Genomic DNA, 21,681 nt, shown 5'->3' on the forward strand with positions numbered 1-21,681 from the left:
CTTCCGCTTCCCGCCTCACGCTTCCCGCCCGCCAAACGCGCACCGATGCGCGCCCGACGCGATGCACCATCAGCGCCCATCGCGTCATGAAATCTTCATTCAATTCCCCGCGAGCGGTGCCGTTAAGCCGAACGTCCCGTCGATTCGGCTGCCCTCGCCCATGCCCGCGCTCCACTCCGACTCCGCTGCCGCCAGCACCGCGCGCCTGATCGCGGATCGCGCGCTCGCGGCCGTTTTCCAGCCGATCGTCGATCTCGGGTCGGGGACGGTCGTCGGCTACGAAGGTCTGATACGCGGCCCGCGCGGCACCGACCTCGAGGCGCCCGCCGCGCTGTTCGCGCAGGCCGCGCGCGAAGGCGCGACCATCGCGCTCGAACAGGCCGCCGCGCTCACCTGCCTCGACGCGTTCGCGGCGCTCGACTGCGACGGCAAGCTGTTCCTCAATTTCAGCGCCGGCACGATCCTGCAGCTCGCCAGCGAACGCGAGCGCGCGCGCCAGTTTCTCGGCCGCGCGCGGATCGGCGCCGAGCGCATCGTGATCGAGCTGACCGAGCAGAACGCGATACCGGATGTCGCGCACATCGGGCCGGCGGTCGCGTCGCTGCGTGACGCCGGCATCCAGTTCGCACTCGACGACTACGGCACCGCGAACGCGAGCATGAGCCTGTGGCTGCGCCTGCGTCCGGACGTCGTGAAGATCGACCGCTTCTTCATCCACGACATCGCGCGCGACCCGCTCAAGTTCGAGGCCGTGAAGGCGATGCAGCACTTCGCGCAGGCGAGCGGCGCGCAACTGATCGCGGAAGGCATCGAGAACGAGTGCGACCTGATCGTCGTGCGCGACATGGGGATCTGCTGCGTGCAGGGCTTCCTGCTCGGCCGGCCGGACGCGCAGCCGTCACGGGTTGTCGCGCCGGCCGCGCGCGATGCGATCCGCGCGCCGCACATCGCGGTGTTTCCCGGCGCGACGCGCACCGTGCGGCCGGCCGGCACGATCGCCGCGAAGATGCTCGTCCCCGCGCCGCCGCTGCCGCGCAACGCGACCAGCAACGACGTGCTCGACCTGTTCAACCGGATGCCCGACCTGCACGCGGTCGCGCTCGTCGAACGCGGGCGGCCGGTCGCGCTCGTGAATCGCCGCGGCTTCATCGATCGCTTCGCGCTGCCGTATCACCGCGAGGTGTTCGGTAAGAAGCCGTGCCTGCAGTTCGCGAACGATGCGCCGCTGATGATCGACAACGCGACGACGTTCGAGCAGCTCGCGATGCTGCTCGCGAGCCACGACCAGCGCTATCTCGCGGACGGCTTCGTGATCACCGAACACGGCCGCTACGTCGGGCTCGGCACCGGCGAGAGCCTCGTGCGCGCGGTGACCGAGATGCGCATCGAAGCCGCGCGCTACGCGAACCCGCTGACGTTCCTGCCCGGCAACATTCCGATCAGCGCGCATATCGACCGCCTGCTCCAGCGCGACGCCGGCTTTCATGCGTGCTACGTCGACCTGAACCAGTTCAAGCCGTTCAACGACCAGTACGGCTACTGGCAGGGCGACGAGGTGCTGAAGTTCGCCGCGACGGTGCTGGCCGGCGTGTGCGACCCGCAGCGCGACTTTCTCGGACACGTCGGCGGCGACGATTTCCTCGTGCTGTTCCAGCGCGACGACTGGCACGTGCGCGCGACCGACGCGATCGCGCACTTCAACGAAGGCGCGCAGCGCTTCTACACGCAGGCCGACCGGCAGGCAGGCGGGCTGCGCGGCGAGGACCGCCACGGCAACCCGGCGTTCTTCGGCTTCGTGACGATGGCGATCGGCGCGGTCGGCGTGCCGGCCGGCGCACACGGCGCGGAGCGTTACGGCAGCGACGAGATCGCGTCGGTCGCGGCGCTCGCGAAGCGGCGCGCGAAACAGCGCCCGGGCGGGCTCGCGGTCGTCGATCTCGATGCGGGCCGCGCCGCGCTGCGCAATCGCGGCGAACCGCCGGCCGTGGCGGCGGTGGACTGAACGGCGGGCAGCCGTCGAACGCGGATAAGGCTGTGCTCCGTGCAACGGGGACGGCCGTCCGCCCGTCAACCGGCCGAATCGTTGCACATCGGCTTCGGAAGCCCGGCGCCCGCGCGGGCCACCGGGCACCGTGCGCGGACGCGTTCGACGCAGTCCGCTGACGCAGCCCGCTTTCCTGCCTCTTCCCGCCCCTTTCCCGCCAGCCGCCCGCGCCGCCAGGCACCCGCACGACCACCTTGCCTTTTTCGCGTTTTGTTTAGTATTTTTAGTAACGTCGTTTTCGCAGATTAGCGCCTAAAAACCCACTATTCCCGGGTATTCCCCGGCTATCCGGCCCGAATTCCGCGAAGCGTTTTACTATACAATCGCTTTCACCCTAAACAAACCGGACCCCGAACGATGGGCACCACCATTCGCGATGTCGCGCGGGCGGCAGAGGTCTCGATCGGCACCGTCTCCCGCGCGCTGAAAAACCAGCCGGGCCTGTCGGAAGCAACGCGTGCGCGCATCGTCGAGATCGCACAGCAGCTCGGCTACGATTCCGCGCAGTTGCGGCCGCGCATCCGCCGGCTCACCTTCCTGCTGCACCGCCAGCACAACCGCTTTCCCGCGAGCCCGTTCTTCTCGCACGTGCTGCACGGCGTCGAGGACGCGTGCCGTGAGCGCGGCATCGTGCCGACGCTGCTGACGGTCGGCCCGAACGACGACGTGCTGCGCCAGATGCGCCCGCACGCGCCCGACGCGATCGCGGTCGCCGGCTTCATCGAGCCCGAGACGATCGAGGCGCTCGCCGCAACCGGCCGGCCGCTGGTGCTGATCGACCTGTGGGCGCCCGGGCTGCGCTCGGTCAACATCGACAACGCGACGGGCGCGGCGCTCGCGATGCGCCACCTGCTCGCCACCGGCCGCTCGCGGATCGCGTTCATCGGCGGCTCGCCCGCGCACTACAGCATCGCGCAGCGCGCGATCGGCTACCGGCGCGCGTTCTTCGAGGCCGGGCGGCTGTTCGATCCCGCGTACGAAATGACGATCGACGCGGGGCTCGACCCGGACACGGGCGCCGCGCGCGCGATGGAGCAGTTGCTCGACGCACCGGGCCCGCGCCCCGACGCCGTCTTCGCGTACAACGACGCGGCCGCGCTGGCCGCGCAGCGCGTGTGCACCGCGCGCGGCCTGCGGATTCCGGACGACATCGCGATCGTCGGCTTCGACAACATCCCGGCCGCCGCGCACGCGAGCCCGCCGCTCACGACGCTCGCGGTCGACAAGGAAGCGCTCGGCCGCCGCGGCGTCGAGCTGCTGCTCGCCGAAGCGCCCGAGCGCACCGAGATTTCCCTGCCCGTCGAGCTGATCGTGCGGGCCAGCAGCCAGCCCGCCGGCTCCCCGGCACTCGATACCGCCACGGTCACCGAAGAATCATGAACATGCCCCCGGTCCAACCCTGTACGGCCGCGCCGGCCGCCCATACGCAAGCCGCGCCGTTCGTCGCGAGCTTCCGCGATCCGTCGTTCCTGCTGTCGCACGTCGAGGACACGCTGCGCTTCTACGCGACGAACGCGTTCGACCCGACGGGCGGCTTCTACCACTACTTCCGCGACGACGGCAGCATCTACAACCGCACGTCGCGCCACCTCGTCAGCACCTGCCGGTTCGTCTTCAACTACGCGATGGCGTACCGGCATTTCGGCGATCCGCGTCACCTCGACTATGCGCGCCACGGGCTGCGCTTCCTGCGCGACGCGCACTGGGACGACGAACTGCAGGGCTACGACTGGGAACTCGACTGGCGCGACGGCGCGAAGCGCGCGACGCTCGACGCCACGCGCCACTGCTACGGGCTCGCGTTCGTGCTGCTCGCGGCCGCGCACGCGACGATGGCCGGCATCGACGAAGCACGCCCGCTGATCGCGGCGACCTACGAGCTGGCCGAGCACCGCTTCTGGGATCCGGCCGCGGGCCTGTATGCGGACGACGCGACGCCGAACTGGATCGTGTCGTCGTACCGCGGCCAGAACGCGAACATGCACATGACGGAGGCGCTGCTCGCGGCCTATGAGGCGACCGGCCACCTCACGTACCTCGATCGCGCGGAAAAGCTCGCAAGCCACATCACGCAGCGCCAGGCCGCGCTGTCGGGCGGGCTCGTGTGGGAGCACTACCATGCGGACTGGTCGGTCGACTGGGACTACAACAAGGAAGACAGCTCGAACATCTTCCGTCCGTGGGGCTTCCAGCCCGGACACCAGACCGAATGGGCGAAGCTGCTGCTGATCCTCGAGCGGCACCGCCCGCTCGACTGGCTCGTGCCGCGCGCGGCCGAGCTGTTCGACGCGGCGCTCACGCATGCATGGGACGCCGATCACGGCGGCCTGTACTACGGCTTCGGCCCCGACTTCACGATCTGCGACCACAACAAGTACTTCTGGGTGCAGGCGGAAACCTTCGCGGCAGCGGCGATGCTCGGCGCGCGCACCGGCAGCGAGCGCTTCTGGGACTGGTACGACGAGATCTGGCGCTATAGCTGGGCGCACTTCGTCGATCACCGCTACGGCGCGTGGTACCGGATCCTCACCTGCGACAACCGCAAGTACAGCGACGAGAAGAGCCCGGCCGGCAAGACCGACTATCACACGATGGGCGCGTGCTACGACGTGCTCGCGACCCTTGCGCGCACGGCGCGCAGCGAGCCGACTCAATGAGCGGCGGCACGTTTCCGGCTTTCGTATCGGCGGGCGACATCCTGACCGACATGGTGCGCGCGGGCGATGCGCAGTGGACGTCGGTGCCGGGCGGCGCCGGCTGGAACGTCGCACGTGCGGTCGCGCGGCTCGGTGTGCCGAGCGCGCTCGCGGGCTCGATCGGCGAGGACTGCTTCTCCGACGTGCTGTGGCGCACGAGCGAAGCGGCCGGGCTCGACCTGCGCTTCCTGCAGCGCGTCGCACGGCCGCCGCTGCTCGCGATCGTCCACGAGACGCGCCCGCCCGCGTACTTCTTCATCGGCGAAGCGAGCGCCGATCTCGCGTTCGATCCCGCGCGGCTGCCGGCCGGCTGGACCGGCCACGTGAAATGGGCGCATTTCGGCTGCATCAGCCTCGTGCGCGAACCGCTCGCGGGCACGCTGGCCGCGCTCGCGGCCGACCTTCACGCGCGCGGCGTGAAGATCAGCTTCGACCCGAACGTCCGCAACCTGATGACGGCCGCGTACCGGCCGACGCTGGAGAAGATGGCCGCCCTCGCCGACCTGATCAAGGTGTCCGACGAGGACCTGCGGCACCTGTTCGGCGGCGACGGCCCCGACGCGGTCGCGGCGGTGCGCGCGCTGAACCCGCGCGCGGCCGTGCTCGTCACGCGCGGCGCGCAGGCGGCGACGCTCTACGCGGACGGCGACGTGCACGAGGCCAGCCCGCCGCGCGTCGAGGTGGCCGACACCGTCGGCGCGGGCGACGCGTCGATCGGCGGCATGCTGTTCAGCCTGATGGCCGCGCCGCAGCGATCGTGGCGCGAGCATCTCGCGTTCGCGCTGGCGGCGGGCGCCGCCGCATGCCGGCACACGGGCGCGCACGCGCCGACGCTCGACGAGGTCATCGCGCTGATCGAGGGCTGATCGAAGGTTGATCGAACGCTGACCGGGCGCCGCGACCGGACACCGTGACCGGACACCGTTCGGTCACCGATAAGCCGCGCTGTACATGCTGCGCCGCAGTGCTACGATGAAGTGTCCTTTTGCGGGAGAGGCACGATGGACACCAACACGTTCACGAAAGGCATCTACACGGCCAAGGCGCATACCCAGCATTCGGCCAACGGGCAGTACCAGGGTTACGTGATCCTCGCACGGGACGACGGGGACGACACCGAGAACATGCGCTACGACGTCCACTCGACGAGCCCCAGCGAGGAAGAAGCGTTCGACGAGGCAAAGGCGCTCGCGCACCGGATCCTCGGCGAGATCGAGCTGTAACGCGCACCGCCCTTTCCGGCGCGGCTCAGAGCAGCCGCGCCACCATCGATACCAGCATCGTCAGCACCAGCGTCGACATGAACGGGAACGGGTAGCGCCGTCCGCCGAGCGTCAGCGTGACGTCGCCCGGCATCCGCCCGATGCCGAGCTTGCCGAGCCACGGCCAGCAGCGCGTCAGGATCATCACCGCGACGAACGACGCCATCAGCCAGCGCAGCATGCCGGCCTCAGAGCGCGTGCGAGCGGTCGCCGCGCGCGAACGCGTCGAGCGTGCCGTCGATTCCGCGCGAAAACGCGATCACCTTGAACAGCTCGCCCATCTCGGCTTCGGAGATCAGCTTCTGCACCGCGTTCGCGGCCGGCAGGAACTGCCGGATCTCCGACGGGTCGATCGCGGCCAGCGCGTCGGTGATGCCCGCGTTCAGCAGGAAGCGCGCCTGCGACGTGTAGCCGAGCAGGTCGGCGCCGGTGGCGACGGCCGCGTCGTAGATACCGGTGAATTCGACGTGCGCGGTGATGTCCTGCAGCCCCGGGTACAGGAACGGGTCGTCGTGCGCGTGGTGGCGGTAGTGGCACATCAGCGTGCCGCGGTCGCGCTGCGGATGGTAGTACTCGTGCGCGGGAAAGCCGTAGTCGACCAGCAGCACCGCGCCGCGCGCGAGCATCGCGCAGACGGTGCGCGTGAACGCCAGCGCGGCCTCGTGCGTCTCGGTCACGTAGCCGTCGGCGACATCGGCGGTCAGCCCCGCGAGCACCGGCGGCTGGCTGGCCGGCGCGGCCGGCCGATCCTCGAACACGAACGCATGCCGCGCGTCGAGCGCGACGCCGCGCTCGTGCCACGTGCCGCCCGCCTTCGCGAACAGCCGCACCGGCATCGCATCGAGCACCTCGTTGCCGACCACGACGCCCTCGAACCGCTCGGGCAGCGCGTCGAGCCAGCGGACCTTCGCCGCAAGCGTCGGCGCGGCCGCCGAAATCGTGTCACGCTGCCGTTCGCGCAGCTCGCCGGACAGGTCGACGATCAGGTATTCGTCGAGTTCGACGCCCAGCGCGTCGAGCGCCGCGAGCAGCCCGGCCGCGAGCTTGCCCGTGCCGGCGCCGAATTCCATCACGCGGCGCGTGCCGCTCGCCGCGAGCGCTTCGGCGACCGGCTGCGCGAGGGTCTGCGCGAACAGCGGCGACAGCTCGGGCGCGGTGACGAAGTCGCTGCCGTCGTCGGCGCGGCGCCCGAACTTGCGCGCGCCGCCGCTGTAATAGCCGAGGCCCGGCGCGTACAGCGCGCGCTCCATGAAGCGGTCGAACGGCAGCCAGCCGCCGGCCGCCGCGATCTCGTCGCGCAGTTGCGCGGCAAGGGTTTCGGACTGCGCGAGCGCGTCAGGGCCGGGAGCAGGTAAACTAGCGGGTTCGTGAGCTTTCGGGTTCATCCCGGCATTGTAAATGACCGTTTCAGCCGATAAGTCGACCCTGCGCGTGGTGCTCGTCGCGGGCGCCCTGGGCAGCGCGGCCGACGCCGCGTCGATCGGTCGTGCACTCGCGACGGAATTTGCGCGCCGCGGCTGGGACGTCGCGCTGCAGCGCAGCCACGGCGCGCCGCGCGCGGCCGCCGATGCGATCGTCGCCGAAGTCGCGGCGCTCGGCCGCCGCGCGGCCGTGCTCGACGCCGATCTGGCCCTGGAAGCCGACGCAGCCGCGCTCGTCGCCGCCTGCGGCGCGGCGCTCGGCCGGCCAGCGTGCGCGGTGTTCGTGAGCGCCAGTGCGGGCGCCGACGACGTGCACACGGTGGACGGCGCGTCGCTCGCCGGCGCGCTCGCGCGCAACGTGACGGCGCCGCTCGCGCTGGCCCGCGCGCTCGCCGATGCGACGCCCGACGCCGCACGCGAGCACGAAGCGCTGCGCGCGTGCGCGATCCACGTGCTGGACCAGGCGCTGTTTCACCCGGCGCCGGCGCAGTTGTCGCACGCGCTGATGCAGGCCGCGCTGAACCGCGCGACGTCGGCGCTGGCGCTGGCGCTCGCGCCGAAGGTGCGGGTCGCGGCGCTCGTGCGCGGCCACGCGGCGCACGCGGACGACATCGCGGCGGCCGCCTGCTATCTCGCGAGCGCGCCCGGCGTCACGGGCGCGACGCTGACCGTCGACGGCGGCGAGCACCTCGTGCCGCCCGCCGCCGGCCCGAATGAATGAACCGCGCGGGCGCGCGGCCTGACCACCGCCGCCCGCGCCGCTTTGCGTGCGCGCACGCCAATTTGACTGGGACGACCATGTTTTCCGCTCTCCTGCACCCCCGCCTCGCGGATTGCCGCAGGCTCTACCTGCGCGATTACGAGGTGCACATCAACATCGGTGCCTTCGAACACGAGAAGCGCGGCGAGCAGCGCGTCGTCATCAACGTCGACCTGTTCGTGCCGCTCGCGCTGTCCACCCCCGTCGACGACAGGCTGCATGAAGTCGTCGACTACGACCTGATGAAGCAGAGCGTCGCGCAATGCGTGGCGCGCGGCCACATCCACCTGCAGGAAACGCTGTGCGACGCGATCGCCGCGCGCCTGCTGGCGCACGATGCCGTGCGCGCGGTACGCGTCTGTACCGAGAAACCGGACGCCTATCCGGACTGCGACGCCGTCGGCGTCGAAGTCTTTCGCATCAAGGACGAGGAGCGCGCATGAACGCCCCCCACATGAATGACACGGCGGCCGACGCCGCCACCCTCGACGCGACCGCCGCCCCGGCCGGTCGCCAGGCGCTGACGCGCCGCGAGCAGAAGGAAGCGTACGAGAACAACAAGCTGTTCAAGCGGATCGTGCGTCAGGTCGGCCAGGCGATCGGCGACTACAACATGATCGAGCACGGCGACAAGGTGATGGTCTGCCTGTCGGGCGGCAAGGACAGCTACGCGATGCTCGACGTGCTGCTGCGCCTGCGCGAGCGCGCGCCGATCGACTTCGACATCGTCGCGGTGAACCTCGACCAGAAGCAGCCGGGCTTCCCCGAGCACGTGCTGCCCGAGTACCTGAAGCAGGTCGGCGTGCCGTTCCATATCGAGAACCAGGACACCTACAGCATCGTCAAGCGGCTCGTGCCCGAAGGCAAGACGACCTGCTCGCTGTGCTCGCGGCTGCGCCGCGGGATCCTGTACCGCGTGGCCGGCGAGCTCGGCGCGACCAAGATCGCGCTCGGCCACCACCGCGACGACATCGTGCAGACGCTGCTGCTCAACATGTTCTACGGCGGCAAGCTGAAGGGGATGCCGCCGAAGCTGCAGTCGGACGACGGCAAGAACATCGTGATCCGCCCGCTCGCGTACGTGAAGGAAACCGATCTCGAGAAATTCGCGGAGCTGCGCGAATTCCCGATCATCCCGTGCAACCTGTGCGGCAGCCAGCCGAACCTGAAGCGCGCGGAAATGAAGGCGCTGATCCGCGAATGGGACAAGCGCTTCCCGGGCCGCGTCGAGAACATGTTCAACGCGCTCGCGAAGGTCGTGCCGTCGCACCTGATGGATACGACGCTGTTCCCGTTCACGTCGCTGCGCGCGACCGGCGTTGCCGATCCGCAGGGCGACATCGCGTTCGACGAGGAACCGTGTGCGTCGGGCGACGACGCAGCAGCGCCGGGCGCCGCCCAATCGATCTCGATCGTCCAGTTCGACGACCTGTAAGCGGGGTCGGAAGACCCGCCGGAACGGGGCGCCGGCCGCCCTTTCCGGCGCCGCCGCGCCCGCGCGGCAGGCCCGGAACGGCGGGGGCCGCATGCTAAAATGGACGGCTTCGAACTCCTCTGACAAGCTGGCGCCATGAATATCGTGATTTTGGCGGCAGGCACCGGCAAGCGCATGCGTTCCGCGCTGCCGAAAGTGCTTCACCCCCTGGCCGGCAGGCCGCTCCTCTCCCACGTGATCGACACCGCGCGCACGCTGCAGCCGTCCCGGCTCGTCGTCGTCGTCGGTCATGGCGCCGAGCGGGTCCAGGCTGCCGTCGCCGCACCCGACGTCCAGTTCGCGGTGCAGGCCGAGCAACTCGGCACCGGCCACGCGGTACGCCAGGCGCTGCCGCTCCTCGATCCCGCGCAACCGACGCTCGTGCTGTACGGCGACGTGCCGCTCACCCGCGCGTCGACGCTGCGGCGTCTCGTCGACGCCGCGCGCGAAGGCCGCTACGGGATTCTGACCGTCACGCTCGACGATCCGACCGGCTATGGCCGCATCGTGCGCGACGCGGCCGGCTTCGTCACGCGCATCGTCGAGCAGAAGGACGCGTCGCCGGACGAACTGAAGATCGCCGAGATCAACACCGGCATCATCGTCACGCCCACGGCCCAGCTGTCGATGTGGCTCGGCGCACTGAAGAACGAAAACGCGCAGGGCGAGTACTACCTGACCGACGTCGTCGAGCTCGCGATCGAGGCCGGTTTCGAGGTCGTCACGGCGCAGCCCGACGACGACTGGGAAACGCTCGGCGTGAACAGCAAGGCGCAGCTCGCGGAACTCGAACGCATTCACCAGCGCAATGTCGCGGAAGCGCTGCTCGTCGACGGCGTCACGCTCGCCGATCCGGCGCGCATCGACGTGCGCGGCACGCTGCGCTGCGGCCGCGACGTGTCGATCGACGTGAACTGCGTGTTCGAAGGCAACGTGACGCTCGCCGACAACGTGACGATCGGCGCGAACTGCGTGATCCGCAACGCGTCGGTCGGCGCCGGCACGCGCATCGACGCGTTCTCGCACATCGACGGCGCCGAGCTCGGCGCGAACACCGTGATCGGCCCGTACGCGCGGCTGCGCCCCGGCGCGCAGCTCGCGGACGAAGCGCACGTCGGCAACTTCGTCGAGGTGAAGAACGCGGTGATCGGCCACGGCTCGAAGGCGAACCACCTCACGTACATCGGCGACGCCGACATCGGCGCGCGCGTGAACATCGGCGCGGGCACGATCACCTGCAACTACGACGGCGCGAACAAGTTCCGCACGGTGATCGAGGACGACGTGTTCGTCGGCTCCGACACGCAACTCGTCGCGCCCGTGCGCGTCGGCCGCGGCGTGACGATCGCCGCCGGCACGACGATCTGGAAGGACGTTGCCGACGGCCTGCTCGTATTGAACGAGAAGACCCAGACCACGAAGAGCGGCTACGTCCGCCCGGTCAAGAAGAAAAGCTGAACCCTTTGCGGGCGCCCCGGCGGCGCCCGCGTCGACTTACAGGACTGACCCATTCATGTGCGGCATTGTCGGCGCAGTTGCGCAGCGTAATATCGTTCCGGTGCTGATCGAAGGATTGCGGCGCCTCGAATACCGTGGCTACGACTCGTGCGGCGTCGCCGTGCTCGAGCCGGGCGCACCGAAGCGCGCGCGCAGCGTCGCGCGCGTCGCCGATCTCGACGCGCAGGTGCGCGAATCGCACCTCGAAGGCACGACCGGCGTCGCGCACACGCGCTGGGCGACGCACGGCGCGCCCGTCACGCACAACGCGCACCCGATCTTCTCGTCGAACGCGCTCGCGCTCGTCCACAACGGCATCATCGAGAACTTCGAGCCGCTGCGCGAAGCGCTGCGCGCGAAGGGCTACGAATTCGTGTCGCAGACCGACACCGAAGTGATCGCGCACCTCGTGCACAGCCTGTATCGCGGCAACCTGTTCGACGCGGTGCGCGAAGCCGTGCAGCAGTTGCACGGCGCGTATGCGATCGCGGTGATCCACAAGGACCAGCCGCACACCGTCGTCGGCGCGCGCCAGGGTTCGCCGCTCGTCGTCGGCCACGGCGACGGCGAGAACTTCCTCGCGTCCGATGCGCTCGCGCTCGCGGGCAGCACCGACCGCTTCACGTTCCTCGAGGAAGGCGACGTGTGCGAGCTGTCGCTCGACGGCGTGAAGATCGTCGACCGCCACGGCGCGACCGTGCAGCGCGAAATCCGCGTCGTCAGCGCATACGGCGGCGCGGTCGAGCTGGGCCCGTATCGCCACTTCATGCAGAAGGAAATCTTCGAGCAGCCGCGCGCGATCGGCGACACGGTGCCGCAGACCGACGCGTTCGATGCGACGCTGTTCGGCGACGCCGCGCCCGCCGCGTTCGCGGACATCGACAGCCTGCTGATCCTCGCGTGCGGCACGAGCTACTACTCGGGCCTCACCGCGAAGTACTGGCTCGAATCGATCGCGAAGATCCCGACCCAGGTCGAGATCGCGAGCGAGTACCGGTACCGCGAGTCGGTGCCGAACCCGCGCCAGCTCGTGCTCGTGATCTCGCAGTCGGGCGAGACGGCCGACACGCTCGCGGCGCTCAAGCATGCGCAGTCGCTCGGCCACACGCATACGCTCGCGGTCTGCAACGTCGCGACGAGCGCGATGGTGCGCCTGACCGAAATGCAGTTCCTGACGCACGCGGGCACCGAGATCGGCGTCGCTTCGACGAAGGCGTTCACGACGCAGCTCGTCGCGCTGTTCGTGCTGGCCGCGACGCTCGGCAAGCTGCGCGGGCACGTCGACGCCGCGCAGGAAGCCGAATTCCTGAGGCAGTTGCGCCACCTGCCGGCCGCGCTGAACAGCGTGCTCGCGCTCGAGCCGCAGATCATCGCGTGGTCGGAGGAATTCGCGCGCAAGGAAAACGCGCTGTTCCTCGGCCGCGGGCTGCACTACCCGATCGCGCTCGAAGGCGCGCTGAAGCTGAAGGAAATCTCGTACATCCACGCCGAGGCCTATCCGGCCGGCGAACTGAAGCACGGGCCGCTCGCGCTCGTCACGGAAGCGATGCCGGTCGTCACGGTCGCGCCGAACGACACGCTGCTCGAGAAGCTGAAGTCGAACATGCAGGAAGTGCGTGCCCGCGGCGGCGAGCTGTACGTGTTCGCCGATGCCGATACGCAGATCGTCAACGACGACGGCCTGCACGTGATCCGGATGCCGGAACACTACGGGCAACTGTCGCCGATCCTGCACGTCGTGCCGCTGCAATTGCTCGCGTATCACACCGCGTGTGCACGCGGCACCGACGTCGACAAGCCGCGGAACCTCGCGAAATCGGTGACGGTGGAGTAAAGCCGGTCGACCGGGATGGCCCCCGCCGGGCCGTCCCGACCGCGTATCGGCGCGAAGCAGGCCATTTGGCCAGGTCGAAATATGTACCACGTAGTGGTATATAATCCTGTGCTAACTCGACCGGCCCGACATGCCTGCTTCCGTACGACGCGTCTTCAAGACGAAGTGGTTTCACAAGGCAGCCAGAAAAGCAGGAATCGCCGATGCCGAACTCTGCCGCGCCGCACGGGAACTGGCGCGCGGCCAGGGCGTCGAGCTCGGCGGCAACGTCTGGAAAAAGCGCCTGGACGGGAACCGGCAGCGCGGGATCGTGCTGAGCAAGGTCGGGCAGGCGTGGGTTTTCGTGTTCCTGTTCGCGAAACGCGACAGGGACGACATCGACGAACGCGAACTGCGCGCCTTCAGAAAGCTCGCCGCGGATGTCGAGCGCCGCACCGACGCCGATATCGCGGCGCTGATCGCACTGAAAGAGCTTGTGGAGATTTGCAATGGCTAAGAGTCGATTCAAGAGCGACGCAACCGAGGCGATCCACAGCGCCGCGTCGGGCCTCTATCGCGCAAACCTGATCGACAAGAAAACGATGCGCGAATACGACGATCTCTGCATCGAAGCCGCCCCGCAGTTCGATCCGCAAGCGATCGCCCGCATCCGCAAATCCGTCAACGTCAGCCAGAGCGTGTTCGCGCTCTACCTGAACACGACAACGTCGACGATCCGCCAATGGGAGCAGGGCGACAAACGGCCGAGCGGCATCGCCGCGCGGATGCTCCAGATCGTCGAGAAACACGGGCTCGAGGTGTTCTCCTGAGCCGGCTTCCCCGAATGCGCATGAGCGGCCGACCCCGCACCGGACACCGCGACGCGAGCCGCAAGAAATATGACGGAGAGACAATGGTAAGACTGTTTGGATGCGGATTGCTGGCGCTGACGTTCGCGTCGACAGGCTGGGCCGCCGAGCACTACGTCGAGGTCTGGAACCCGCCCGAGGCGCGGCAGCCGGCGGCGCGTATGCCGGTCGCCCGCGCGGGCGCCGACGTGCGCACCGGCAAGAGCGCCGAGAAGCACGCGAGCGCCACGCCGAAGGCCGCCGCGAAACCGCACAAGCGTCGTGTCGCGCAAACCGTGAAAGCCGGCTCGCATCGCCCGCCTGCCACTGCGGCCGACGCACCGGCCGCACCGCGTCCCGTCGCACAACCCGCGCCGGGGCGTCTCACGGTCATGCAGCCTGCCGGCCCCGACGCGACGCACGCGCTCAATTTCTCCGCTATCCCGCGACAATACACACCGGACGGCAACGTGCTGCGGGTCGGCACGCACAACCGCTCCGCGGAGGTGACTCGATAATGGAAGCGCAACACTACCTCGGCTACCAGATCTGGGGCCACGCGATCCTGCAGCAGGACGAGATCCTGCAGCCCGAACGCTTCGCGGCGAGCGGGACGATCACGCAGAACAACAAGCTCGTCGAAGCGTCCGGCGTGCTCGGCGTGTTCGACACCGAGGACGACGCGCGCGAGGCCGGACTCGAATGGGCCCGCGCGTGGATCGACAGCCACCGCTGACCGGCGTGGCCGCGTGCATCCGGCGCACCGCCGGACACGGGCCGGCCGCGAACCGCAAACGAAAGAAGGGGCGTCCATGACGCCCCTTCTTTCGTACTAACCCGGAACATTCAAGCGGCAGCCCGCGGCGGCCTCATCGCCGCGTGCGGACGACCGACGAGCCGCGTCAGCACGACGATCGCCACCAGCGTCGCAACGTACGCGGCGATCTGGATGCCCGCCGGACGCGCGGTATAACCGATCAGCGTATGCAGCGCCTTGCCGACGATGCTCGTCTCCTTCAGCAGCCACGACGTATCCCAGATCGCGTCGCCCCACGACGGTACGAGGCCGGCCGCCAGCAGGAAACCGACACACTGGCTCGCCATCCCGGCAGCCAGCAGCACGATCAGCCCGTTGGTGACGGAGAACAGGCGCTTCAGCGGAATCTGCAGCAGGCCCGCATACATCGCATAACCAAGCCCGGCCCCACCGAGCACGCCGAGCAGCCCGCCAGCGATCATCTGCGGCGTCTGCCCCGGATCGCCCGCGGCGATGCCGTAAAGGAACAGCACGGCCTCGGAGCCTTCGCGCAGCACCGCGACGCCGACCACGATCGCCAGCCCCGTCAGCGGCCGGCTGCCGGCCGCGACGGCCCGGCCGACTTCGCCCATGTGCAGCGCCATCTCGCGGCCGTGCCGGCTCATCCAGATGCAGTGCCAGGCCAGCATCAGCGTCGCGACGAACATCACGCCGGCGTTGAATACTTCCTGCCCCATGCCGGACGCCCACTGCGAGATCACGTCGGCGAACGCCGCGATCAGGCCCGCGCCGATCACGCCGCCGACGAGCCCGCCGCCGACCCACCAGCCGCGCCGCGGCACGCCCTTCGTGGCGGCCATCACGATCGAGACCACCAGCGCGGCCTCGAGCACTTCACGAAAGACAATCAGCGCGGTAGACAACATGGCGGGATTCGCTTACTTGACGGTCAGGTGGGTCTTCGACTGCGCTTCGTGATACTCGTCGTGAAACTCGTAGGTACCGGCCTTCAGCGGCCCGACCAGGATCTCGGCCGACTTGCCGGCCGGAATGACCTTCTCGGCCTTGAAGTCGTCGCTCTCGAATTCCGCGGGCGTCGCATCGAGGTTCTTCACGACGAACTTCACCTTCTTGCCGGCCGGAATCGTCACGCCATCGGGCGAAAACTTGTGGTCCTTCAGCGTCAGGTTGACGACGTCGTCGGCGGCGAATGCGGTGGCGGCGGACGCGCCCAGCAGGACAGCGGCGAAACCCAGTGCGAAACGGTTCATGTGCGTAACGGAATGAAATATCGAAGAACATTGATACTAAGATCGATTCGCATTTCCATCTCGCGTACCCTTACCGGCATTATGGAGATAGCGTTTCACAAGAACGCACCGAGCCTTGCCAGGCAAGGCTCTCATCGCATGAGGCCGGCGGCGCGTCGGCGTCAATCGGGAAAGATTCCGACTGACGCATGCACTGTCTTCCGATTTGTCTGACTTCATGCTGGCGAGCGATCTCGCCGCGCCGAGGCGGCAATGCATGTGTCACGCTGCATGAATGCGCTTGACCTTCCAACCATGGCAAGCTTCATGCTGACCGTGCTCGTCAATCGTCAACTCAGGAGAACACGATGGAATTCGAAGTCCAGGACATGACCTGCGGCGGCTGTGCCAATGCGATCACGCGTGCGGTGACGGCCGCCGATCCCGCCGCGAAGCTCGACATCGACGTCGCGACGAAGATCGTCAAGGTCGAATCGGCGCAAGGCGCCGAACGCGTGCAGTCGATCATCGAAGCCGCCGGCTTCCACCCCGCGCTGCGCACCGCATGACGCGCGCTGCGGGCTGAGAGCTGCGGGCGCACCGCCGAATGGCGTTGCGCCCGCGGCATCGCATCAGCGCAGCCGGATCAGCGTCGACTTCAGCTCGGTGTACTTCTCGAGCGCGTGCAGCGACTTGTCGCGGCCGTTGCCCGACTGCTTGTAGCCGCCGAACGGGAAGTTCATGTCGCCGCCCTCGTCGTAGCAGTTCACCCACACCGTGCCCGCGCGCAGCCGGCGCGACACGTCGTGCGCGGTCGTCAGGTTCGACGTCCACACGGCCGCGGCCAGCCCGTATTCGGTGTCGTTCGCGATCCGCACGGCCTCGTCGACGTCGTCGAACACGATCACCGACAGCACGGGCCCGAAGATCTCCTCGCGCGCAATCTTCGCATCGGGCTTCACCTCGAACACCGTCGGCTCGACGTAGAAGCCGCCCGTCTCCGCCTTCACGCGCGCACCGCCCGTAACGAGCCTGCCTTCGCTGCGCCCCGCCTCGATATAACCGAGCACGCGCTCGAGCTGGATGCCGTCGACGATCGCGCCCATCGACACCGACGGATCGAGCGGATTGCCGGGTGCGTATGCGCGCGCGGCCGCCAGGAGCTTCTCGATGAATACCTCCTTGATGTCGCGATGCACGAGCAGACGCGAGCCGGCCGTGCACATCTCGCCCATGTTGTAGAAGATCGCGCCGGCCGCCGCCTGTGCCGCGCGGTCGAGATCGGGACAATCGGGCAGCACGATGTTCGGCGACTTGCCGCCGAGTTCGAGCCACGCGCGCTTCAGGTTCGACTGCGCGGCGTACTGCATGATCAGCTTGCCGACCGCCGTCGATCCGGTGAACGCGATGCAGTCGACGTCGCGATGCAGCGCAAGCAGCTTGCCGGGTTCGCCCGCGCCCGGCACGACGTTGAACACGCCGGCCGGGATCCCGGCTTCGTACGCGAGCTGCGCGACGCGAATCGCGGTCAGCGGCGACTTCTCCGACGGCTTCAGCACGACGCTGTTGCCGGCCGCGAGCGCGGGGCCGAATTTCCACGCGGCCATCAGGATCGGAAAGTTCCACGGCACGACCGCCGCCACCACGCCGACCGGCTCGCGCGTGACGAGGCCGACGAGATGATGATCGGCCGGCACGACTTCGCCGCCGACCTTGTCGATCGCTTCCGCGAACCACTCGACGCAGTACGCGGCGCCCGGCACGTCGACCGTCGTCGTATCGCCGATCGGCTTGCCCGCGTCGAGCGTCTCGAGCAGCGACAGTTCGTCGAGATGCTCGCGCATCAGCGCGGCCCAGCGCAGCAGCACGGCCTTGCGTGCGCCCGGATTCAGGCCGGCCCATACGCCTGCGTCGAACGCGCGGCGCGCGGCCGCGACGGCCGCGTTCACGTCGGCTTCGCCGCACTCGGCCACCTTCGCCAGCACGCGGCCGTCGATCGGGCTCACGCAGTCGAACGTCTTGCCGCCGTGCGCGTCGCGCGACGCGCCGTCGATGAATGCGCGCCCTTCGATCTCGAGCGACGCCGCCTTGTCCTGCCAGTCAGCCAAAGTCAACTTGTTCATCAGGATGCCTTATGTTGTGGCATTCGCGGTGCGACGCGCCGCGCGCATCATGCGCGGCCGGCCGCGAATGCGGTGACGCGCGGTCAGAAGGTCGCCGGCGAATTGGCCGAGACGACCTCGCAGATCTGTTCCGCGCTGGGATTGCGAAAACGGTGCGGCAAACGGCTTTCGAAGTAGTAGCCGTCTCCGGGGTCGAGCAGCCACGTCGCGCCGTCGACGGTCAGCTCGAGCCGGCCCGACACGACGACACCGCCCTCATGCCCCGCGTGCACGAGCATCTCGGGCCCCGTATCGGCGTGCGGCTGGTAGATCTCGCGCAGGATGCACATGTTGCGGTCCTTCACGCTCGCGCCGACCAGATGAAACGCGAGCGTGTCGTTGCCGAGGTTCGGCATTTCGTCGCGACGCGACACGACCGAGCGCGATTCGACGAGCTCGAACGTGAAGAACTCCGCGAGACTCATCGGTATGCATTCGAGCAGCTTCTTCAGCGAGCCGACCGACGGGCTCACGCGGCCCTGTTCGATCAGCGAGATCGTGCCGTTGGTCACGCCGGCGCGCTTCGCGAGTTCGCGCTGCGACAGGGCATGCTTGTTGCGCACGTAACGCAGGCGCTCGGCGACTTCGGTGGACATCGATTCGGTTTCGGACACGATAAGTGCGATGACAAAGTGAAACGACGCAGTGGACAGCCGTTGAATATTCTAATCACTTTATGCCGCACATCAGCGGGGAAAACCCTGAAAGGCGTTCGAAATAATGAACACCGTGTCGATTATTCCTTTTGCGAATCTTTTGTTCGCACTGCTCGGGAAAGCCCTGATGCAGGACCGTTAAAAAACATTTGACGCCGTTTTTGGCTCGTATATGCTGGCTCTCAGGTCAGCGTCATTTGGCTTTCACAGGCAGCAAAACGCGTTATTGCAACGCAAAAATTGATGCCCATCAATGTAAATGACGCGTAACCGGCGCCTTGATTATTTTAAACGCCCAGCGCGTTGAAACGGTCAGGTGTTCAATACTTTCAACAACCCAGTCGAGTGTAATCGTGAGAGTCCGTGGCCCTCTGGTGAGGTGGGATCGAAGCGTGGCGCGAAGTTCGCGCAGCGCGGCGTCCCCTTCCGATGGCAGTTGCGGCTGGCATAGTCCTCGCCTGCAGCATCTGTCGATCTACACAATCCTGTCTCGTCGTTCCGTTCGGCGCCACAACGCCGTATCCGCACGCGCATTCGTCGCCGTCGATACCGACGAAGTGGCGTCGCTGCTGCCGTAGCGCCTCTCCTTTCTTTACGTCGTTCGTTTCGTCTGCCGATTCGCCAACCGCATCGTCCATGCGGTGACGGAACGCGTTCGCGCATTCGTTGCCGCGTCGCGTATCGCAACCAAACGAACGACGGCCTGATCGTCGCGCGCAGCGCGGATCGCCACGTCATCCCGCTGCGCCCATTCACCAGCGGCCTCGCGCTCTGCGCCAGGCTGCGGGGCCGTGTCGTGCCTGCGTTTTGCAATATCGGACCCGACGCACGCCACAGCCCTATGGATTACTGATTGACGTCATGGAAAGGAAACCCCTCGTCGGCATCACCGCCGACCACACGCAAATCGGCGCACACGCGTCGCATACGGTCGGCGACAAATACGTCGCCGCGATCGTCGACGGCGCGCAGGCGCTCGCGATGGTGCTGCCCGCGCTCGGCGAGCGCCAGTCGGTCGACGACATCCTCGACACGGTCGACGGCCTGCTGTTTACCGGCAGCTACTCGAACGTCGAGCCGCACCAGTATGGCGGCGAGCCGAGCGCACCCGGCACGAAGCACGACCCGGCACGCGATGCAACGACGCTGCCGCTGCTGCGCGCGGCGATCGCCGCAGGCGTGCCGGTGCTCGCCGTCTGCCGCGGCTTCCAGGAGCTGAACGTCGTCTGCGGCGGCACGCTGCACCAGCGCGTGCACGACGTGCCGGGCCTCGCCGATCACCGCGAGGACGACGACGCGCCGATGGACACGCAATACGGCCCCGCGCACGTCGTGCACCTGACGCCCGGCGGCAAGCTGCACGCGCTGGCCGGCGGCCGCGACGAAGTGCACGTGAACTCGCTGCACAAGCAAGGCATCGCACAGCTCGGCTCCGGCCTCGCCGTCGAAGCCGTCGCGCCGGACGGCCTGATCGAGGCCGTAAGCGTCGTCGATGCACCGGCTTTCGCACTCGCCGTGCAATGGCATCCGGAATGGCGGCATGCGCATGACCCGCTGTCGAGCGCGATCTTCCGCGCCTTCGGCGACGCCTGCCGCGCCCGCCGCCATGCCCGCACGCGCGCCATGGCCGCCGCCGCGCTCGCCTGAGCGCGCCGACCCACTTACGAGAACAGACATGCAAGACATCGAAAGTTTTCTGAAGCAACACCGGATCACCGAAGTCGAGGCGATCATTCCCGACATGGCCGGCATCGCGCGCGGCAAGATCACGCCGCGCAACAAGTTCACGTCCGGCGAATCGATGCGGCTGCCGCAGGCCGTGATGGTGCAGACCGTCACCGGCGAATATCCGGAAGACGGCTCGCTGACCGGCGTGACCGACCCCGACATGGTGTGCGTGCCCGACGAGTCGACGATCCGCCTGATCCCGTGGGCCGTCGACCCGACCGCGCAGGTGATCCACGACTGCGTGCACTTCGACGGCTCGCCGGTCGAGATCTCGCCGCGCTATGTGCTGCGCCGTGTGCTCGAGCTGTACAAGGCGAAGGGCTGGAAGCCCGTCGTCGCACCGGAGCTCGAGTTCTATCTGGTCGACATGAACAAGGACCCCGACCTGCCGCTGCGCCCGCCGGTCGGCCGCACGGGCCGCCCCGAAACGGGCCGCCAGTCGTATTCGATCGAAGCCGTCAACGAGTTCGATCCGCTGTTCGAGGACATCTACGAGTACTGCGAAGCACAGAACCTCGACATCGATACGCTGATCCACGAAGTCGGCGCCGCGCAGATGGAGATCAACTTCATGCACGGCGATGCGCTGTCGCTGGCCGACCAGGTGTTCCTGTTCAAGCGCACGGTGCGCGAGGCCGCACTGCGTCACAACATGTACGCGACGTTCATGGCCAAGCCGATGGAAGACGAACCGGGTTCGGCGATGCACGTGCACCAGAGCATCGTCGACGAGGAAACCGGCCAGAACCTGTTCACGTCTCAGGAGACGGGCGGCGCGACGTCGATGTTCTACAACTACCTCGCGGGGTTGCAGAAGTACACGCCGGCGCTGATGCCGATCTTCGCGCCGTACATCAACTCGTATCGCCGCCTGTCGCGTTTCATGGCCGCGCCGATCAACGTGCAGTGGGGCTACGACAACCGCACGGTCGGCTTCCGCGTCCCGCACTCGGGCCCGGCGGCACGCCGCATCGAGAACCGCATCCCGGGCGTCGACTGCAACCCGTACCTCGCGCTCGCCGCAACGCTCGCGGCCGGCTACCTCGGCATGACGCAACGCCTGGAGCCGACCGAGCCGCTCGTCAGCGACGGCTACAACCTGCCGTACCAGTTGCCGCGCAACCTCGAGGAAGGGCTGACGCTGATGGCCGCGTGCGAACCGCTCGGCGAGATCCTCGGCCACAAGTTCCTGAAGGCGTATTTCGCGCTGAAGGAAACCGAATACGAAGCGTTCTTCCGCGTGATCAGTTCGTGGGAACGCCGCCATCTGCTGCTGCACGTATAAGCGCGCGCACAACCGCCATACGGAATCA

24 protein-coding genes are annotated in these 21,681 nt (G+C 68.0%); 18 read left to right on the forward strand and 6 right to left on the reverse strand.

Annotated elements, in window-relative coordinates:
• Positions 1-160 precede the first annotated feature (160 nt).
• The 5 genes from ABD05_RS04890 to ABD05_RS04910 all read left to right on the forward strand — a co-directional run bounded on the left by ABD05_RS04890 (position 161) and on the right by ABD05_RS04910 (position 5,963).
• Positions 161-2,002: an EAL domain-containing protein gene (locus ABD05_RS04890; protein ID WP_047899196.1), complete on the forward strand. Its 1,842-nt coding sequence runs from the start codon at positions 161-163 to the stop codon at positions 2,000-2,002.
• Between the two features lie 399 nt (positions 2,003-2,401).
• Positions 2,402-3,424 carry a LacI family DNA-binding transcriptional regulator gene (locus ABD05_RS04895; RefSeq protein WP_047899197.1) on the forward strand — a complete coding sequence of 341 codons (1,023 nt, stop codon included), beginning with the start codon at positions 2,402-2,404 and terminating at the stop codon, positions 3,422-3,424.
• Entirely contained in the window at positions 3,421-4,701 is a 1,281-nt protein-coding gene (locus ABD05_RS04900) for an AGE family epimerase/isomerase (protein WP_047899198.1), read from the forward strand. The genes ABD05_RS04895 and ABD05_RS04900 overlap by 4 nt, the downstream gene beginning before the upstream one ends.
• Positions 4,698-5,606 carry a carbohydrate kinase family protein gene (locus ABD05_RS04905; RefSeq protein ID WP_047899199.1) on the forward strand — a complete coding sequence of 303 codons (909 nt, stop codon included), beginning with the start codon at positions 4,698-4,700 and terminating at the stop codon, positions 5,604-5,606. Before ABD05_RS04900 ends, ABD05_RS04905 begins: the two co-directional genes overlap by 4 nt.
• A gap of 135 nt (positions 5,607-5,741) precedes the next feature.
• Positions 5,742-5,963 carry a hypothetical protein gene (locus ABD05_RS04910; protein ID WP_047899200.1) on the forward strand — a complete coding sequence of 74 codons (222 nt, stop codon included), beginning with the start codon at positions 5,742-5,744 and terminating at the stop codon, positions 5,961-5,963.
• Between the two features lie 25 nt (positions 5,964-5,988).
• On the opposite strand, the gene ABD05_RS04915 is transcribed toward ABD05_RS04910, so the two are convergent.
• Complete coding sequence (locus ABD05_RS04915) at positions 5,989-6,183, reverse strand: DUF2905 domain-containing protein (protein ID WP_006484654.1); 195 nt, start codon at positions 6,181-6,183, stop codon at positions 5,989-5,991.
• A gap of 7 nt (positions 6,184-6,190) precedes the next feature.
• Positions 6,191-7,387 (reverse strand): class I SAM-dependent methyltransferase, encoded by a 1,197-nt coding sequence (locus tag ABD05_RS04920; RefSeq protein ID WP_047899201.1) that lies wholly within the window; start codon positions 7,385-7,387, stop codon positions 6,191-6,193.
• Positions 7,388-7,400: 13 nt separating this feature from the next.
• On the opposite strand from ABD05_RS04920, the gene ABD05_RS04925 reads away from it, so the two are divergent.
• The 9 genes from ABD05_RS04925 (at position 7,401) to ABD05_RS04965 (ending at position 14,551) form a co-directional block, all read left to right on the forward strand.
• A complete protein-coding gene (locus ABD05_RS04925) occupies positions 7,401-8,144 on the forward strand; it encodes an SDR family oxidoreductase (protein WP_047899202.1) in 744 nt (247 codons plus the stop codon).
• Positions 8,145-8,221: 77 nt separating this feature from the next.
• Entirely contained in the window at positions 8,222-8,626 is a 405-nt protein-coding gene (locus ABD05_RS04930; protein WP_047899203.1) for a dihydroneopterin aldolase, read from the forward strand.
• Positions 8,623-9,618 carry a tRNA 2-thiocytidine(32) synthetase TtcA gene (gene ttcA, locus ABD05_RS04935; RefSeq protein WP_047899204.1) on the forward strand — a complete coding sequence of 332 codons (996 nt, stop codon included), beginning with the start codon at positions 8,623-8,625 and terminating at the stop codon, positions 9,616-9,618. The genes ABD05_RS04930 and ttcA overlap by 4 nt, the downstream gene beginning before the upstream one ends.
• A 135-nt stretch (positions 9,619-9,753) precedes the next feature.
• Complete coding sequence (gene glmU, locus ABD05_RS04940; protein WP_047899205.1) at positions 9,754-11,115, forward strand: bifunctional UDP-N-acetylglucosamine diphosphorylase/glucosamine-1-phosphate N-acetyltransferase GlmU; 1,362 nt, start codon at positions 9,754-9,756, stop codon at positions 11,113-11,115.
• Between the two features lie 55 nt (positions 11,116-11,170).
• Positions 11,171-12,988 carry a glutamine--fructose-6-phosphate transaminase (isomerizing) gene (gene glmS, locus ABD05_RS04945; RefSeq protein ID WP_047899206.1) on the forward strand — a complete coding sequence of 606 codons (1,818 nt, stop codon included), beginning with the start codon at positions 11,171-11,173 and terminating at the stop codon, positions 12,986-12,988.
• Between the two features lie 130 nt (positions 12,989-13,118).
• Complete coding sequence (locus ABD05_RS04950) at positions 13,119-13,484, forward strand: type II toxin-antitoxin system RelE/ParE family toxin (protein ID WP_047899207.1); 366 nt, start codon at positions 13,119-13,121, stop codon at positions 13,482-13,484.
• Positions 13,477-13,797, forward strand: a complete 321-nt coding sequence (locus ABD05_RS04955) for a helix-turn-helix domain-containing protein (RefSeq protein ID WP_034179231.1) — start codon at positions 13,477-13,479, stop codon at positions 13,795-13,797. Before ABD05_RS04950 ends, ABD05_RS04955 begins: the two co-directional genes overlap by 8 nt.
• Positions 13,798-13,880: 83 nt before the next feature.
• Complete coding sequence (locus ABD05_RS04960) at positions 13,881-14,333, forward strand: hypothetical protein (RefSeq protein ID WP_047899208.1); 453 nt, start codon at positions 13,881-13,883, stop codon at positions 14,331-14,333.
• Positions 14,333-14,551, forward strand: coding sequence for a hypothetical protein (locus ABD05_RS04965; protein WP_047899209.1), 219 nt, complete (start codon positions 14,333-14,335; stop codon positions 14,549-14,551). Before ABD05_RS04960 ends, ABD05_RS04965 begins: the two co-directional genes overlap by 1 nt.
• Positions 14,552-14,661: 110 nt before the next feature.
• On the opposite strand, the gene ABD05_RS04970 is transcribed toward ABD05_RS04965, so the two are convergent.
• Both ABD05_RS04970 and ABD05_RS04975 read right to left on the reverse strand, forming a co-directional pair.
• On the reverse strand, positions 14,662-15,498 hold the full coding sequence (locus ABD05_RS04970; RefSeq protein ID WP_047899210.1) for an FTR1 family iron permease: 837 nt from the start codon (positions 15,496-15,498) through the stop codon (positions 14,662-14,664).
• 12 nt (positions 15,499-15,510) lie between these two features.
• Positions 15,511-15,843: a cupredoxin domain-containing protein gene (locus tag ABD05_RS04975; RefSeq protein WP_034179235.1), complete on the reverse strand. Its 333-nt coding sequence runs from the start codon at positions 15,841-15,843 to the stop codon at positions 15,511-15,513.
• A gap of 347 nt (positions 15,844-16,190) precedes the next feature.
• Between ABD05_RS04975 and ABD05_RS04980 the strand changes: the two genes are divergently transcribed.
• Positions 16,191-16,391 carry a heavy-metal-associated domain-containing protein gene (locus ABD05_RS04980; RefSeq protein ID WP_047899211.1) on the forward strand — a complete coding sequence of 67 codons (201 nt, stop codon included), beginning with the start codon at positions 16,191-16,193 and terminating at the stop codon, positions 16,389-16,391.
• A gap of 63 nt (positions 16,392-16,454) precedes the next feature.
• Here the strand turns inward: ABD05_RS04980 and ABD05_RS04985 are convergent, their stop codons facing one another.
• Positions 16,455-17,945: an aldehyde dehydrogenase gene (locus ABD05_RS04985; protein WP_047899212.1), complete on the reverse strand. Its 1,491-nt coding sequence runs from the start codon at positions 17,943-17,945 to the stop codon at positions 16,455-16,457.
• Between the two features lie 83 nt (positions 17,946-18,028).
• Positions 18,029-18,580: a cupin domain-containing protein gene (locus ABD05_RS04990; protein WP_047901083.1), complete on the reverse strand. Its 552-nt coding sequence runs from the start codon at positions 18,578-18,580 to the stop codon at positions 18,029-18,031.
• A gap of 413 nt (positions 18,581-18,993) precedes the next feature.
• Here ABD05_RS04990 and ABD05_RS38830 point away from each other — a divergent pair, with 413 nt between their 5' ends.
• From ABD05_RS38830 to ABD05_RS05000, 3 genes are all read left to right on the forward strand, one after another.
• Entirely contained in the window at positions 18,994-19,218 is a 225-nt protein-coding gene (locus ABD05_RS38830) for a hypothetical protein (RefSeq protein ID WP_072437498.1), read from the forward strand.
• A gap of 283 nt (positions 19,219-19,501) precedes the next feature.
• Complete coding sequence (locus ABD05_RS04995) at positions 19,502-20,287, forward strand: gamma-glutamyl-gamma-aminobutyrate hydrolase family protein (protein WP_047899213.1); 786 nt, start codon at positions 19,502-19,504, stop codon at positions 20,285-20,287.
• A gap of 28 nt (positions 20,288-20,315) precedes the next feature.
• Positions 20,316-21,653: a glutamine synthetase family protein gene (locus ABD05_RS05000; RefSeq protein WP_047899214.1), complete on the forward strand. Its 1,338-nt coding sequence runs from the start codon at positions 20,316-20,318 to the stop codon at positions 21,651-21,653.
• Positions 21,654-21,681 lie beyond the last annotated feature (28 nt).

Source organism: Burkholderia pyrrocinia, from assembly GCF_001028665.1.
Lineage (GTDB): Bacteria > Pseudomonadota > Gammaproteobacteria > Burkholderiales > Burkholderiaceae > Burkholderia > Burkholderia pyrrocinia.